At 53.3% G+C, this 14,532-nt stretch carries 17 protein-coding genes; 4 read left to right on the top strand and 13 right to left on the bottom strand.

Translation table 11 applies throughout. The features are described 5' to 3' along the window. Positions 1–66: 66 nt before the first annotated feature. Positions 67–1,620: a PAS domain S-box protein gene (locus tag KDX31_20595; GenBank protein UTW05521.1), complete on the top strand. Its 1,554-nt coding sequence runs from the start codon at positions 67–69 to the stop codon at positions 1,618–1,620. A 15-nt stretch (positions 1,621–1,635) separates the two neighbouring features. Further along, entirely contained in the window at positions 1,636–2,259 is a 624-nt protein-coding gene (locus KDX31_20590; protein UTW05520.1) for a response regulator transcription factor, read from the top strand. A 68-nt stretch (positions 2,260–2,327) separates the two neighbouring features. On the opposite strand, the gene KDX31_20585 is transcribed toward KDX31_20590, so the two are convergent. From KDX31_20585 to KDX31_20525, 13 genes are all read right to left on the bottom strand, one after another. Next, positions 2,328–3,233: an EamA family transporter gene (locus KDX31_20585; protein ID UTW05519.1), complete on the bottom strand. Its 906-nt coding sequence runs from the start codon at positions 3,231–3,233 to the stop codon at positions 2,328–2,330. A 74-nt stretch (positions 3,234–3,307) separates the two neighbouring features. After that, complete coding sequence (locus KDX31_20580; protein UTW05518.1) at positions 3,308–4,036, bottom strand: helix-turn-helix domain-containing protein; 729 nt, start codon at positions 4,034–4,036, stop codon at positions 3,308–3,310. Continuing rightward, positions 4,011–4,862 carry a methylated-DNA--[protein]-cysteine S-methyltransferase gene (locus tag KDX31_20575; GenBank protein UTW05517.1) on the bottom strand — a complete coding sequence of 284 codons (852 nt, stop codon included), beginning with the start codon at positions 4,860–4,862 and terminating at the stop codon, positions 4,011–4,013. Before KDX31_20575 ends, KDX31_20580 begins: the two co-directional genes overlap by 26 nt. Continuing rightward, a complete protein-coding gene (locus KDX31_20570; GenBank protein ID UTW05516.1) occupies positions 4,855–5,001 on the bottom strand; it encodes a hypothetical protein in 147 nt (48 codons plus the stop codon). The genes KDX31_20575 and KDX31_20570 overlap by 8 nt, the downstream gene beginning before the upstream one ends. Before the next feature lie 119 nt (positions 5,002–5,120). Then, complete coding sequence (gene hemW / locus KDX31_20565) at positions 5,121–6,260, bottom strand: radical SAM family heme chaperone HemW (protein ID UTW05735.1); 1,140 nt, start codon at positions 6,258–6,260, stop codon at positions 5,121–5,123. An 11-nt stretch (positions 6,261–6,271) separates the two neighbouring features. Then, entirely contained in the window at positions 6,272–6,871 is a 600-nt protein-coding gene (gene rdgB / locus KDX31_20560; GenBank protein UTW05515.1) for an RdgB/HAM1 family non-canonical purine NTP pyrophosphatase, read from the bottom strand. Positions 6,872–6,903: 32 nt separating this feature from the next. After that, on the bottom strand, positions 6,904–7,386 hold the full coding sequence (locus tag KDX31_20555; protein UTW05514.1) for a DUF4426 domain-containing protein: 483 nt from the start codon (positions 7,384–7,386) through the stop codon (positions 6,904–6,906). 11 nt (positions 7,387–7,397) lie between these two features. Next, on the bottom strand, positions 7,398–7,988 hold the full coding sequence (metW, locus tag KDX31_20550; protein UTW05513.1) for a methionine biosynthesis protein MetW: 591 nt from the start codon (positions 7,986–7,988) through the stop codon (positions 7,398–7,400). After that, positions 7,988–9,154 (bottom strand): homoserine O-acetyltransferase, encoded by a 1,167-nt coding sequence (locus KDX31_20545; GenBank protein UTW05512.1) that lies wholly within the window; start codon positions 9,152–9,154, stop codon positions 7,988–7,990. Before KDX31_20545 ends, metW begins: the two co-directional genes overlap by 1 nt. Before the next feature lie 139 nt (positions 9,155–9,293). Then, the gene (locus tag KDX31_20540) at positions 9,294–9,587 is read right to left on the bottom strand and encodes a YggU family protein (protein ID UTW05511.1); all 294 of its coding nucleotides are present in this window, start codon (positions 9,585–9,587) and stop codon (positions 9,294–9,296) included. Positions 9,588–9,594: 7 nt separating this feature from the next. Next, a complete protein-coding gene (locus KDX31_20535; GenBank protein UTW05510.1) occupies positions 9,595–10,152 on the bottom strand; it encodes a YggT family protein in 558 nt (185 codons plus the stop codon). Positions 10,153–10,313: 161 nt separating this feature from the next. After that, on the bottom strand, positions 10,314–11,138 hold the full coding sequence (locus tag KDX31_20530; GenBank protein UTW05509.1) for a pyrroline-5-carboxylate reductase: 825 nt from the start codon (positions 11,136–11,138) through the stop codon (positions 10,314–10,316). 36 nt (positions 11,139–11,174) lie between these two features. Further along, complete coding sequence (locus KDX31_20525) at positions 11,175–11,885, bottom strand: YggS family pyridoxal phosphate-dependent enzyme (GenBank protein ID UTW05508.1); 711 nt, start codon at positions 11,883–11,885, stop codon at positions 11,175–11,177. A 348-nt stretch (positions 11,886–12,233) separates the two neighbouring features. Between KDX31_20525 and KDX31_20520 the strand changes: the two genes are divergently transcribed. Then, the gene (locus KDX31_20520) at positions 12,234–13,268 is read left to right on the top strand and encodes a type IV pilus twitching motility protein PilT (protein ID UTW05507.1); all 1,035 of its coding nucleotides are present in this window, start codon (positions 12,234–12,236) and stop codon (positions 13,266–13,268) included. A gap of 15 nt (positions 13,269–13,283) precedes the next feature. Beyond that, positions 13,284–14,450 carry a PilT/PilU family type 4a pilus ATPase gene (locus tag KDX31_20515; GenBank protein ID UTW05506.1) on the top strand — a complete coding sequence of 389 codons (1,167 nt, stop codon included), beginning with the start codon at positions 13,284–13,286 and terminating at the stop codon, positions 14,448–14,450. The last annotated feature ends 82 nt before the right edge of the window (positions 14,451–14,532 follow it).

Raw genomic sequence — 14,532 nt, 5'->3', positions numbered from 1 at the left:
GTCTCAGCGTTACCTCAAACGGGGCTGTATTCGCGGCCCCGGATTGCTACTATCGGAGACATTAAAATGTTAATGGGTCCGTTCGAGGAAAGTATAGTGAAACAGTCCCGGCTACAAAAGCGCCCGGTAGCAATCCCCGCCGATGAGGCCGAACGTAATCGTTTGCTGGCGGAGATGGCAGAGCAGTCGACCGATATGATCTCCCGACATACTCCGGAAGAGTGGCGTTTTATCTATGTCTCCCCCGCGGTAACCCACCTGCTGGGCTACAGTGTGGAAGAGATTATCGGGATGTCTGCCTACGAGCTTTACCATCCCGATGATGTGGAGGATTTCAAGCGCCGCTCGCCCAGCGTCAGTTATGATCAGGGACTCTACACCCATACGTATCGTTTTCGCTGCAAGGATGGCCATTATACCTGGCTGGAAAGTACCAGCCGTTCTATTCGTGACCCGGACACCGATGAGTTGCTGGAGATTCTGGTGGTGTCCCGTGACGTCAGTCAGCGTATCAATGCAGAACAGGCCAGCCGTCGCCTGGCCCGGGTGCTTGAATACAGTAGTGATCTGGTTGCCTTCGTGACTCCGGATCACCGGGTGACCCAGCTTAACGAGGCGGCTCGCGAGACTTTGGGACTGGAGCTTTCTGCCCATCAGCCCCTGTCCCTGGCACGTCTGTTTACGCCAGAGAGTTATGCTCTGTTGCAGCAGCAGGCGTTGCCTGTTGCCAATGAAGCAGGACGCTGGCGAGGCGAAGCAGAGATGTACAGCCATGGTCAGCAGTGCACTATCCCGGTGATGCTGGAGGTGCTGGCCCACCGATCTCTGGATGACAGACTGGAGTATTTTTCGACTGTCGCAAGGGATATGACGGTTGTGAAAGAGGCGGAAGCAAAAAAGCGGCAGTATCAGTTCGAGATCGATCACGCTGCGCGGCTCATTACGATGGGAGAGATGGCCACCGGTCTGGCCCACGAAATTAATCAGCCGCTGACCGCAGTGGTTAACTACGTGAGGGGCATCCAGCGGCGGATGGAGAAAGATTGTAATGCGCCGATGGTACAGATCGCTGAGCCGTTGGAACGGATTGGCAGTACTGCGCTTAGAGCCGGTGAGATCGTCCACCGGATGATGGATTTTACCCGCAAAACTGATCCGCGCTGGGAGATGCTGGAGTTGCCGCCATTGGTAGATGAGCTCATCAGGTTCTGTGTCAGTAATGCTAACCGGCACCATGTGCGGCTGCGCAACCGGTTGCCGGCAGACCTACCGAAGGTCTGGGGCGACCGGATTCAGCTGGAGCAGATATTATTGAACCTGATCCTGAATGGTATTGAGGCTTGCGATCAAAAAGAGGATCAGGGAGTACCAGAGGTTTGGCTTGAAGCTTCAATGAAAAAACCGGATCAGGTTATAATCAGTGTCCTTGATCAGGGGGCCGGACTCCCTGTAGAGGATCCGGAACAGCTGTTCGGAGCGTTTTTTACTACCAAAGCCGATGGTCTGGGGATGGGGCTGGCGATCAGCCGCACCCTGATAGAGCGCCATGGTGGTCAGCTGAGGGCAGCTAACCGGCCAGAAGGAGGCGCTGTATTCAGCTTCAATTTAAGCACCCGCTAAACTTAAAGGAATTGTATGGCGCAACAAACCGTTTATGTCGTCGATGATGATGCTGATGTGCGGGATTCACTGCAGTGGCTACTGACATCGGTTGGCCTGCAGGTCAGGACCTTTGGTAATGCTCAGGATTTTCTTGATGCCTTCGAACATGGCAGTAGCGGTTGCGTGGTGATGGATGTCCGGATGCCTGGGCTGAGTGGTATTAGTGCCCAGAAGCAGTTGCCAGACTATCAGATTGATATTCCCCTGATTATGATTTCCGGCCATGGCAATGTGGATATGGCGGTAACCGCGATGACTCAGGGGGCCAAGACCTTTATCGAAAAACCCTTCAATGACCAGTTGCTGCTGGATCATGTACAGCAGGCGCTGAAACAGGATCTGGACAAACGCGCCGGTCAGAACCAGCTTAGCCAGCTGCAGGAGCGCTATCAGTCGCTGACCAAGCGGGAGCGCCAGGTGTTTGAACAGGTTGTTAATGGACTGGCTAATCAGGAAATTGCTGATCTGCTGGCGATAAACCGCAAAACGGTGGAAGGGCACCGCGCCAATATGATGGCTAAGATGGCCGCTTCGTCTCTGCCTCAGCTGATCCAGATGGCGGTCAGTCTGGGTCTGGTGGCCGGCTATAACGGCTGACTTTTCAGCTGAGCTTGTTCTTATAGAATGAGTGGTACCGCCTGAACCCGGGCTGGAAACGGTCCGAATCAGCGCTCTGAAAGGCGGGTCGTTAGCTTGTTTTTTGGTTTATGTTGCCAGCCGGCAATCAGCGAGCCGGCGACTATAGCAAGGCAGGCGAGCAGCAATGTGATATCCGCAGTCGCGAGGCCTGTCAGCACCAGCAACAGAGCGGAAATAAGCGGCGCCGAGTAGGCCAGTACCCCCAATAACTGCAGGTTGCCATGCTTGATACCGTAATCCCAGGTAAAGAAGGCGATACCGACCGGCCCTAAGCCCAGACCGATGACGCCGAACCACTGAATTGCTGATGCCGGCCACACTGTGGTTTCCCACAATCCGTGACAGAGTAACGCCAGCAGCGCGGTGGCACCGCAAAACCATCCGGCAGCGTCGGTGGAAACCTGTTTTACCAGACGGCTTAATACCGAATAACCGGACCAGATAAACGCGCAGCCGAGTGCTAACAGGTAGCCGCTGAGGTATTGCGGATTGAAGCCATCGTTTCCCTGACCGATAAGCAGCCAGCAGCCATACAGTGCAAGTACGGCCCCCAGCAGGTGTCGTTTCAGCAGGCTTTCTCCTGGTAGCAGGCTGGCAAACAGGACGATCAGCAGCGGCCACAGGTAGGCGATCAGGCTGACGCTCACTGCGGGGGCTTTGGTCATGGCAAGAAAGTAGCAGAAGTGATAACCGAAATAGCCTCCGACACCCAGAAACCACGCCAGTTTAGGCTGTCGCAGGTGGCGCAGGCCCAGATGCCCCTGTCGCCACCAGTTCAGTGACATTAGCAGAAACGCCAGAGCAAAGGTCATCGCCATCATCTGAAAAGGGGGGATCCGACCGTCGGTCAGACGGGTTAGCAGCGCCAGAGTGCCCCAGAGAAAGATTGAAACGGAACCGATCAGGGTTGCCCGGATAATGGTGCTCGACATACAAAAGTTTCCTGATAATGAATCATTGCAGCATAGCTTCGGTGCCCGTGGTTATCTTTCTCGATTGGGCGGAATTATTTGCCGGAACGGCGGAAGTAGCTGGGCGGAATCGCAAAATGTTTGCGAAAGCGATCACTGAACGCTGCCAGACTAGTGTAACCTACCGCATCAGCTACCTGCTGAATGCTCAGGTTGCCCTGCTCCAGTAGCTGCCAGGCCCGCTGCATCCGCTTTTCGATCAGGTATTGATGGGGAGTCATCCCCAGTTGTTTGCGAAACAGTTCACTCAGCTGGCGGGTGCTCAGATTAGCCACTTGTGCCAGCTGAGCAATACTGACGGCTGAATCGAAGCGCTGATCAAGATAGTCCTGAGCCACTGCAATGCGGCGATCCAGCCGAGGCGATTTGCCGCATTGCTCCTGGAGTAACTGAATTAATAACAGCAGCATCTGTCGTTGGCTGTTGACTGAACTGTGCTGTTGCAGCTGTTGGTGAAGAAAGCGCACATACTGAATGAGTGTCGGATGCAGGTGGATAAATGCCGGTAACTGCTCGAACTCCGGGGCCAGTGATGCGGGAATATCTGCGACCACAAAACAGTTGTCTTCAGACCCTGAAAAGCCGTGTTCCTGTCCTGCACTGATGATGGCCGCCCGGTCTGAATCGACCAGCCCGCGCTGCCTGCCCACCGCGATATCCAGCTGCCCGCTGACCGGCAATACCAGTTGATGGTAGTCATGCAGATGGTTATCGGTTTCGGCGCTGTAACTGCGCAGATCAAGTGTCAGGTTGCTGCCTTGCATGTGCATATTCCCAGGTATGTATTGCCTGTTTCCGTTCTGCCCCCCAGCGGTAGTTGCCGCTTTCACCACTTTCGCGGATCACCCGGTGGCAGGGAATCAGATAACCGATATTATTGGCCGCCGCGGCACTGCCAACGGCCCGCTGCGCTTTTGCTGAACCGGTGGCCGCGGCCAGTTGTGAGTATGAATAAAACTGCCCCGGCTGGGTATTCAGCAATGCTTCCCAGACTTTTATCTGAAAATTAGTCCCCCGCAGCAACAAGTGCAGTCTGCCGGGTTGAGGGGTGGTTGGAAATATTTTTTCTAACAGCGCCGTTGCGCCCCGCTCATCGGCAACGACGGCTGCCTTTGGCCACTGACTTAACAATTCGGTATGGCGTTCAGAGAGATCGTTATCGAGAAATGCCAGATAGCAGAGGCCGCGCCGGGTCCAGCCTGCCAGCGCCAGGCCGAAAGGGGAGGCGGCAACGCCATAGTGTAGCGTTACACCTTCTCCTGCGGCCCTGATCTCGCCCGGCGTCATCGCTTCGCAACTGACCATCAGATCATGCAGGCGACTTCCACCGGATAAGCCGGCATCGTATGCTGCGGTCAGACTATCCGCGGACGCTTTAAGGGCGTTAAGCGCGTGTTCTTTGGTCAGATACTGAAGAAAGCGTTTGGGCGAGATCCCCGCCCAGGCACTGAATACCCGCTGCAGGTGGTACTCACTCAGATGCACAGCATCTGCAACTTCTGCCAGTTCTGGCTGGTTTCTGGCACGTTGGCGCAGATAGCGGATCGCGGCAGCAACGGTTTCATACTGTTGAACTGTACGGTCAGGCATCGTCCGCTCTCCGGTTACGCCAGCGATTCAGCGGTTGGAGTCCGGTTACCAGGATAGTGTCTCTGAGCGTGATCAGAGCATATCCCAGCAGGAAAAACGCTGCCAGACTCATGCGTAGCAGCAGATATTTTATTGCCATGATCTCGTTCTCTGTTGACGTTTTCCTTTAGTGTCAGCGAATTTAGCCGGCAAGGCCACCCGATTCTTGCGCTGTTTTTGTCTTTGAAGTGATTCAGCTGGCGTTGTAAAGGCCGCAGCTCAGTCGAGAAACTGCTCCAGCAGGTCATTCAGAAACAGGCGTCCCTGAGGGGTGGGGGCAAGCATTCCTGCATCGGTTTGCAGCAGTCCCCGGTTGCGGCTATGTTCTATCATCGGGGTGATTGAGGCTAAGGACAGCCCGGTGCGCTGGCTGAACAGCTCTGCTCTGACACCCTCCGTTAATCTCAATGCGTTCATCATAAATTCGAAAGGGCGTTCCCCAGGGCTGATATTCTGCTCTCCTGAGAGCGGCTTCAGGGCATCCATGTAGGCTTTGGGCTGACGCTGCTTCCAACGCCGGTTAATCCGGTTCTGTTCCGGCCAGCTGATTTTTCCATGGGCGCCGGCACCGATGCCGAGATAGTCGCCAAACTGCCAGTAATTCAGATTATGCCGTGACTGGCGGTCCGGCTGGCAGTAGGCGGAAATCTCATACTGATGATATCCGTGACTTTCCAGCAGCGCCTGCCCCTGTTCCTGTATCGCCCACAACGCTTCATCTTCCGGCAGCTGTGGCGGTTTACTGAAAAACTCGGTATTCGGTTCAATGGTTAGCTGATACCAGGAAAGGTGAGTGGGCTGCAGATCAATGGCCTGTTGCAGATCCGCCAGTGCCGCCTCCGGGGTTTGTCCGGGCAAACCGTGCATCAGATCAAGATTAAAATTATCGAAGCCGATCTCCCGCGCTTTACCGGCGGCATGCAGGGCATCATGACGGTTATGAATTCGTCCCAGTTGCTGTAGCCGGGCGCTGTCAAAACTCTGTATGCCGATAGAAAGGCGGTTGACCCCCGCTTCCCTGAAGCCGGCAAAACGCTCCTGCTCAAAGGTGCCGGGGTTGGCTTCCATGGTGATCTCGGCGTTGGCCGAGATGCGGGTACGCGCCGCGATACCGGTCAGTATCTGTTTAATGCCGGCGGCGTCAAACAGGCTGGGGGTGCCGCCGCCGATAAAGATTGTCTCGATTTCCCGGCCCTGAACTCCTGCCAGCTCCTGTTCCAGATCCCTCATTAACGCGTCGATGTAACGCTGTTGCGGGATCTCGCCATTGACGGCATGGGAGTTAAAATCACAGTAAGGGCATTTGCGCACGCACCAGGGGATGTGGATATAGAGCGAAAGAGGCGGCAGCGTGAGCATCGTCGGTGGACTCAAAGATAAGCCGGGATCATCCGGATCAGCTGCTGCACTGCCTGTCCCCGGTGGCTGATCTTGTTTTTCTGTTCAGGGGGAAGCTGAGCAGATGCGATATCGAGCCCGGGAACCAGAAACAGAGGGTCATAGCCAAAACCGTTTTCGCCCTGGGGCAGGGGTAAAATCTGTCCCTCCCAGCTGCCCTGACAGATCAGTGGTGTCGGATCTTCCGCGTGGCGCATAAACACCAGTACGCAACGGAAACGGGCACTGCGCTGTTCCGGTGAGGTGCCTTCCAGCAGTTGCAGCAGCTTATGGTTGTTATCGGTATCGGTGGCGTTGGGACCGGCAAAGCGGGCGGAGTAAATTCCCGGAGCACCGTTCAGTGCATCCACCTCCAGACCTGAATCATCAGCCAGTGCGGGTAAACCGGTCAGCTGGCAGGCATGCCGGGCTTTGAGAATAGCATTTTCAACAAAACTCAGGCCGGTTTCAGCGGCATCCGGCACATTGAACTGAGACTGTGGAACAACCTCGACGCCCAGGTTTCCCAACACCTGATTAAACTCTTTAAGTTTGCCTTTGTTACCACTGGCGAGAACGATTTGACGGGACATTGAGTGACCTTGTCTTGGGCGTTTTATGATGATTAATCGATATAGAAACGCTGTTCAAAATTAATGCTATAAGCGGGCAGGTTTGGATCGGGTTGAACCTGCAGATTAAATCGCAGCACCTGATCATCGGTAAAGCCAAAGTCGCCGATGTAGTAGAGTGCATTGCTTTCTTCAATTTTTTTAAAGTTCAGGGTTTGTTTTTGAGAGATCAGGTTAGTGACATCCCCTGACACAATCGCTGAAATCGGTTTGGTGCTGCCATCGGCTTGTTTTTTTAATACCGAGATATTCAGCAGTCCTTTCGTTTTAGCCCGCTGAATACCATAGGCTGACGCGACATCGGGCTGGATAAAGCTGCTGTTGAAGGCGTTGTAGTGAATCATGTAATCGCCATGGGAGACCATCTGCTCGGCCGTCGCGCTGCTGCTGAAAGCGGCACCCAGAAATCCGGCCATCATTAGCAGAATGGCTGCAGTTCTCTTAATAAGTCCATTGTGCCTGATAGACATTTTCATTTTCTTTCTCCCTATCGGGTGATCCGGTAGATTGCGATTTCGCCCAGCATGTTGGGCCACAACCGGATCGACCAGTGATGTTTGTGTTCATTATCCACTACGGTGCGATCAAGAATGTGGATATTGCGCTCGACACAGAGCTGTTCGAAATCCTTGAAGGTACAGAAATGGATGTTGGGTGTATTGTACCAAGTATAGGGCAGGAATTTAGATACGGGCATTTTGCCGCGAAACGCCAGATAGCCCCGGGCGCGCCAGTGGCCAAAGTTGGGGAAGGTGACAATGCACTCTTTACCGATGCGCAACATTTCGTTGACGATCTGGTCCGGATGGTACATCACCTGCAGCGCCTGAGTCATGATCACGGTATCGAAACTGTTGTCTTCAATGCTGGCGAGGCCTTCATCGATATTCTTCTCGATAACATTGACCCCTTTTTTGAGACAGGCGGTGATATTGTCGTGGTCTACCTCTACGCCGTAACCGGTAATCTGTTTCTGTTGCTGCAGAAAGGCCAGCAGTTCGCCATCACCGCAGCCCAGGTCCAGCACTTTGCTGTCGGGCGCGATCCACTCCTGAATAATTTCCAGATCCGCGCGCATCAGTTGTTCTCCTTAGCGGTTGCGGGAATGTCGCTGGCAACCTGATTCATATAGGCTGAGTAGATATCCATATAACGAGGGTTAGGGATCAGAAATGCATCATGCCCATGGTCTGAGTCAACTTCGGCGTAGCTCACCTTTTTCTCTGCAGCGACCAGAGCATCGACAATTTCCCGGGAGCGTTCGGGGGAAAAGCGCCAGTCAGAGGTAAAGGAGATCACCATAAATTTACACAATGCGTTGCGTACCGCATCTGCCAGACTGTGACCGTAGTCTGCGGCCGGATCGAAATAGTCGAGGGCTTTGGTCATCAGCAGATAGGTGTTGGCATCGAAGGCGGTGGAAAAACGTTCACCCTGATAACGCAGGTAGGACTCAATCTCAAACTGCGGATTGAAGTCGTAACTGATTTTGCCCTCCCGCAGTTCGCGGCCGAACTTTTCGCGCATACCGTCATCGGACAGATAAGTAATATGGCCAAGCATCCGGGCCAGCATCAGGCCGGTTTTAGGGACATTGCCATTTTCGTAGTAATGGCCGTTATTAAAATCCGGATCGCGGCTGATCGCCTGCCGGGCGACCTCATTGAAAGCGATATTCTGGGCACTGAGCTTGGGGGCTGCCGCGATGATCAGACAGTGACGTAACCGGTGCGGGTAGTTGATCGCCCATTGCAGAGCCTGCATGCCTCCCAGGCTGCCGCCGACAACGGCTGCCCACTGTTGAATGCCAAAATGGTCGGCCAGACGGGCCTGGCTTTCAACCCAGTCAGCTACCGTCATGATCGGGAAATCGGGTCCGAAGGGCTTACCGGTTTCGGGATTGGTACTTTGTGGACCGGTGGAACCATGGCAGCCGCCCAGGTTATTCAGGCCGATGACAAAAAAGATATCGGTATCGATCGGTTTGCCCGGACCGATGGCGGAATCCCACCATCCGGGTTTGCGCTCTTCTTCACTGTGATACCCGGCAAGATGATGATTTCCGGATAGTGCATGACATACCAGAATGGCGTTGGAAGCATCGGCATTCAGGGTGCCGTAGGTTTCTATAATCAGCTCGTAACTATCGAGCTGGCGACCACAGGCCAGAGCCAGTGGCTGGTCAAAACAGATCGTCTGTGGTGTAACGATACCGACAGAATCTTGAGGAAATGATTGAGGCATAATTCTCTCTAAGCTGATAACTGGAAATATGGTGCTGCTGATATACCCGGTTGAGCTTCACATTTCGTACAGCAGAGACTGACTATCGAGAATCAGATAGCCAGCCGGTCGGTAATTATGCAGAGATCTCAATATCACTTCAGTTGCGCTCAATCGTTAATTGTTCAGGAATTTTTTTCGGGTCTTCGATCTTTACCCGTTTCTGTCGGCCCAGCTCTCCACTGAGGATAGTGACCGAACTCTTCGCCACACCAAACTGCTTTGCCAGAAATTTTACCAGATGGACGTTGGCTTTACCCTCGATTGGCGGTGCGGTGATGCGAATTTTAACACTGTCGTCCAGCAGACCAACAATGGCATCATTGCTGGCTTTCGGCTGCAATCGACAGCTGATTATCAGACTGTCACCCTGCCAGCTATAAAAATCAGCCATCGCCGTCTCAGAGCAGATAATGGGTTAAGCTGCTTAACTGAGAGCGGGCGATCTGGATGATGATAAAGATCAGAATAGGCGACAGGTCCAGACCTCCGAGGGACGGAATCACCCTGCGTGCCAGGGCAAACAGAGGTTCGGTCAGCTGGACAATCAGCTGCGGTCCCGGGTGGTAACTGCCGGGAGCCACCCAACTGATAATAACGGCACCGATGACGGCATAAAAGTAGATATCCAGAATCGTATTCAGTACCCCGAAGCCTGAAAGCACCAGCACGGCAGAAAGGTTGCCGCCAATGCCCTGGCCTTTAAACAGCAGGATAAGCGCCCAGATGGCTATATTGACTAAAAAAGCCAGTACCAGCGGCGATATATCAATATTGGCAGGCCGCGGAACAATACGCTGCAGTGGGGCCAGCGGCAGAGCGGTAATTTTAACGACTGCCTGACAGATCGGGTTGTAGTAGTCAGCTTTGGCTATCTGTAGCAAAAATCGCAGGACGATAATGAATACATAAAGCTGGCCGAAAAGCTGGATTATTGAACTGAGAGGATCCTGTCCCATTGTCTCTGTTCCTGTTGCAGATATCTGTTTGGGGTTGGTTCTGTGCCCGACCTACTGACCTATTAAACTAAAGTCTAGAGTGCAGCGCCAGAGTATAGCATCTGAGTATAGAGCCTTTCCCGGTGACTATGAACCGAAGAAAGGCTTTTTATATCATTTGGTTATTTACCAAGCTCTTCAGCCAGCGCTTCAGAACGGTCACTGCAGGCCTGCATTCCGTTAGCGATTATCTCAGGTAGTCCCTGATCGATAAAAGTGAGTATCGCCTGCTCCGTTGTGCCCTTGGGTGAGGTGACCCGGCGGCGCAGTTCGGCCGGATCAACATCGCTTTGGCGCGCCATCTCGGCAGCGCCCAGCGCGGTCTGGATCGTCAGTTGCTGTGCCACTTCCCGGCTCAGGCCAAGTTTTTCACCGGCGGCAACCATCGCTTCCATCATCAGGAAGTAGTATGCCGGACCGCTTCCGGAAACGGCGGTAACCGCATCCAGTTGGGGTTCGCTATCGACCCACAGGGCGATGCCGGTGGCGGTCATAACCTGCTCGGTCTGACTGCGCTGAACCTCGCTAACACGGCTGTTGGCATAGAGACCGCTGGCACCCTGCTTAACCAGTGCGGGGGTGTTGGGCATACAACGGACCAAGGCGATATCGCCTCCCAGCCACTGCTCCAGGCTGCTGCACAGAATGCCTGCCGCCACTGAGATCAGCAGCGGCTGGTGTTGCTGTACGGCGGTAGCCATGTCCAGCGCGACGCTTTTAAGAACCTGCGGTTTAACCGCCAAAATAACAATATCGGCTTCAGCCACCGCCGCATTGTTATCGGTGGTGGTATTAAGCCCCTGTTGCTGCAGGTCGGCCATCTTGTCCAGCTGGGTATCACAGGCCCAGATCTGTCCTGCCGGATAACCGTTGCTGATAAGTCCGCCCATGATCGCCCGGGCCATATTGCCAGCGCCGATAAATGCTAATGTTGGTTGTGTGCTCACGTGTTAATCCTGATCTAAAAAATGCTTTGATAGTCGTTATGACTGATTATGGCTGCTGTAGTCGCGTGGGCCAAACAGCGCTGTGCCGATACGCACAATGGTTGCTCCTTCAAGAATCGCCGCCTCCATATCACCGGACATTCCCATCGAAAGGGTATCCAGGGGCTGGCCCGGCAGTTGCTGCTGCAACGATTGCAGCAGATCACTCATCTGTGAAAAGGGCTGCCGTTGCTGTTCAGGATCATCGCTACTGGCGGGAATTGCCATTAATCCCCGCAAGCGGATATTTTCCAGTGCTGCAACTTTTGCGGCCAGTGTCGGTAAATCAGCCGGCAGAACTCCAGACTTGCTGGCTTCCTCACTGATATTCACTTGCAGGCATATGTTCAGCGGGGGCATCTCCCCGGGGCGCTGATCGTTGAGTCGTTGAGCCACCTTAAATCGGTCAACACTGTGAACCCAGCTGAAATGTTCTGCAATCGGCCGGGTTTTATTGGACTGGATCGGGCCAATAAAGTGCCAGCAGATATCCAGATCTTTCAGTGCTTCGATCTTATCCAGTGCTTCCTGAAGATAGTTTTCGCCGAACTCCTGTTGCCCGCAGGCCCAGGCCTGACGGAGTTCATCCGCCTGACGTGTTTTGCTGACAGCCAGTAGCCTGATCGCGTGCGGCTGGCGCTTTGCGGCTTCAGCTGCCGCTGCTATCTGGCAATGAACCCTGGTTAAGCGATCTGTAATTTGTGTCATATTGTGATAACTAGCGATTGGCTATGATGGATGATTCTGATAAAACTGATATATATGTGCAACCCCCGATGGGGAAGCCCCTATAATACCAGAGAACATTTATCAGACTGTGAATATTTGCCCCTTGCTTAGGGGGCCGGGGAATTTTAGTGTCATTCATAGCTACTTTCTGGAATATCATACTAAATGCTGCCCAAAATAGGCGATAAAGGCTTTATATGCCTGGTTGCAGCTTTTATTATGGCTTAGGGCCCGTTATACAGTATGCAAAGACTTCGGGCTGAAGGCTTTGATGCTTACAGATAATCAATGGAACTGCCAGCAGATTCCCTAGACACCTGAGAAACCATGGATATTACAGAACTCTTATCGTTTACCGTTCATCAGGGAGCATCCGACCTCCATATAACCGCCGGTATGCCGCCGGTTATCCGGGTTGATGGTGAGGTTCGCCGAATTAAGCTGCCCTCTCTGGAGCACAAACAGGTACATACGCTGATTTACGATATCATGAACGATAAGCAGCGTAAGGATTATGAAGATCGGTTTGAAACTGACTTTTCCTTCGAAGTACCGGGTCTGGCTCGTTTTCGTGTGAATGCATTCAACCAGAACCGTGGTGCCGCTGCGGTATTCCGGACGATTCCCAGTAAAGTTCTGACGATGGATGACCTGGGGATGGGGCAGGTGTTCCGTAACCTTTCCAATAATGCCCGTGGCCTGGTATTGGTAACCGGTCCTACCGGCTCCGGTAAGAGTACCACTCTGGCGGCGATGGTGGATTACATCAATGAAAACCGTAGTGAGCACATACTGACTATCGAGGATCCGATAGAATTTGTGCATCAGAGCAAGAAATGTCTGGTCAATCAGCGTGAAGTGCACCGCGATACGCTCGGATTTGAGGAAGCATTACGTTCGGCGCTGCGTGAAGACCCGGATATTATTCTGGTGGGTGAGATGCGGGACCTTGAAACTATCCGTCTGGCGCTGACCGCAGCAGAAACCGGCCATCTGGTGTTTGGTACACTGCACACCACATCGGCGGCTAAAACGATTGACCGGATAATCGATGTATTCCCGGCAGCAGAAAAGTCGATGGTGCGTTCCATGTTGTCGGAATCCCTGCAGGGGGTTATCTCGCAGACGCTGCTGAAAAAGCCCAAGGGCGGCCGTATTGCTGCCCATGAGATTATGGTGGGGACTCCGGCGATCCGTAACCTGATACGTGAAGATAAAGTCGCACAGATGTATTCAGCGATTCAGACGGGTGCAGGATTTGGTATGATCACGCTGGATCAGTCGCTCACGGACCTGATGCAGAAAGGGCTGATCACCCGTGAAGCAGCGCGCGCTAAAGCGCTGAACCCTAAGAATTTTTAAAACGGAGCGGATATTTTGGATATTACCCAGCTACTCAAGGTTATGACTGACCGACAAGCATCCGATCTGTTTATTACCGCCGGAGCCCGCCCCAGTATAAAAGTCGATGGCACCATCAAAGCATTGACCAAAGAGGCATTGAAACCGGCGCAGTCGCGTTCGCTGACCTACAGCACGATGAATGACAAGCAGCTGGCCGAGTTTGAGGGCACCCGCGAGTGTAACTTTGCCATCAGTGCTCCGGGAATCGGCCGCTTTCGTGTGAGTGCTTTTTTTCAGCGCAACTCGCCCGGTATGGTGTTACGGCGTATCAATACCTACATCCCATCGCTGGAGGAGCTGAATCTGCCGCCGGTGCTGAAAGACCTGGCGATGACCAAGCGGGGATTAATCCTGTTTGTGGGCGGCACCAGTACCGGTAAGTCCACCTCACTGGCATCGATGATCGATTATCGAAATACCAATAATGCCGGTCATATCATTACCATTGAGGATCCGATTGAGTATATCCACGATCATAAGCAGAGCGTTATCACGCAGCGGGAAGTAGGGCTGGATACCGATTCCTTTGAAGTTGCCCTGAAAAACACCCTGCGTCAGGCGCCGGATGTGATTCTGATGGGGGAAATTCGCAGTGCCGACACCATGGGATATGGTCTGACCTTTGCGGAGACCGGCCACCTGTGTATGGCGACACTGCACGCGAATAACTCCAACCAGGCGCTTGACCGGATAATCAGCTTCTTCCCGCCTGAGCACCATGCTCAGATCTGGATGGATCTGTCCCTTAACCTGAAAGCGATTGTGGCGCAGCAGCTGTTGCCGACAAAGGATGGTAAGGGACGCAGGGCAGTGATTGAAGTGCTGATTAATACACCCTTGATGCAGGATCTGATCCGTAAAGGTGAGGTGCATGAGCTGAAAGAGGTGATTAAAAAATCCACTAATCTGGGCATGCAGACCTTCGATCAGGCGCTCTATAACGAGTACAAAGACGGAACGATTACTTACGATGTGGCCATTGCCCATGCGGACTCACCGAACGATCTGCGTCTGATGATTAAGCTGAATGCAGACACTAATCCGGATATTGATGGGGGATCGGACGATTCCGGTTTCTTTTTGCAGGATGAAGATGACTTTTTACAAAATGACGGCCCGCTGGATATTAAAGGGATGTAGTTATTTACCGCAGTAAAAAAACGGCGCATTGTATGCGCCGTTTTTTGTCTCTGTGCAGCCGGTCAGTTACTTCTGTCAGGCT

It is taken from the genome of Amphritea atlantica, from assembly GCA_024397875.1.
Taxonomy (GTDB): domain Bacteria; phylum Pseudomonadota; class Gammaproteobacteria; order Pseudomonadales; family Balneatricaceae; genus Amphritea; species Amphritea atlantica_B.
Note: the sequence above shows the minus strand (reverse complement) of the source record. Positions and strands in the feature narration are given on the sequence as shown.

Excerpts from the sequence above, each read along its gene's own strand:
- KDX31_20595 (UTW05521.1), top strand. The coding sequence starts at position 67 with ATGTTAATGGGTCCGTTCGAGGAAAGTATAGTGAAACAGTCCCGGCTA.
- KDX31_20590 (UTW05520.1), top strand. The coding sequence starts at position 1,636 with ATGGCGCAACAAACCGTTTATGTCGTCGATGATGATGCTGATGTGCGG.
- KDX31_20585 (UTW05519.1), bottom strand. The coding sequence starts at position 3,233 with ATGTCGAGCACCATTATCCGGGCAACCCTGATCGGTTCCGTTTCAATC.
- KDX31_20580 (UTW05518.1), bottom strand. The coding sequence starts at position 4,036 with ATGCAAGGCAGCAACCTGACACTTGATCTGCGCAGTTACAGCGCCGAA.
- KDX31_20575 (UTW05517.1), bottom strand. The coding sequence starts at position 4,862 with ATGCCTGACCGTACAGTTCAACAGTATGAAACCGTTGCTGCCGCGATC.
- KDX31_20570 (UTW05516.1), bottom strand. The coding sequence starts at position 5,001 with ATGGCAATAAAATATCTGCTGCTACGCATGAGTCTGGCAGCGTTTTTC.
- hemW (UTW05735.1), bottom strand. The coding sequence starts at position 6,260 with ATGCTCACGCTGCCGCCTCTTTCGCTCTATATCCACATCCCCTGGTGC.
- rdgB (UTW05515.1), bottom strand. The coding sequence starts at position 6,871 with ATGTCCCGTCAAATCGTTCTCGCCAGTGGTAACAAAGGCAAACTTAAA.
- KDX31_20555 (UTW05514.1), bottom strand. The coding sequence starts at position 7,386 with ATGAAAATGTCTATCAGGCACAATGGACTTATTAAGAGAACTGCAGCC.
- metW (UTW05513.1), bottom strand. The coding sequence starts at position 7,988 with ATGCGCGCGGATCTGGAAATTATTCAGGAGTGGATCGCGCCCGACAGC.
- KDX31_20545 (UTW05512.1), bottom strand. The coding sequence starts at position 9,154 with ATGCCTCAATCATTTCCTCAAGATTCTGTCGGTATCGTTACACCACAG.
- KDX31_20540 (UTW05511.1), bottom strand. The coding sequence starts at position 9,587 with ATGGCTGATTTTTATAGCTGGCAGGGTGACAGTCTGATAATCAGCTGT.
- KDX31_20535 (UTW05510.1), bottom strand. The coding sequence starts at position 10,152 with ATGGGACAGGATCCTCTCAGTTCAATAATCCAGCTTTTCGGCCAGCTT.
- KDX31_20525 (UTW05508.1), bottom strand. The coding sequence starts at position 11,885 with ATGACACAAATTACAGATCGCTTAACCAGGGTTCATTGCCAGATAGCA.
- KDX31_20520 (UTW05507.1), top strand. The coding sequence starts at position 12,234 with ATGGATATTACAGAACTCTTATCGTTTACCGTTCATCAGGGAGCATCC.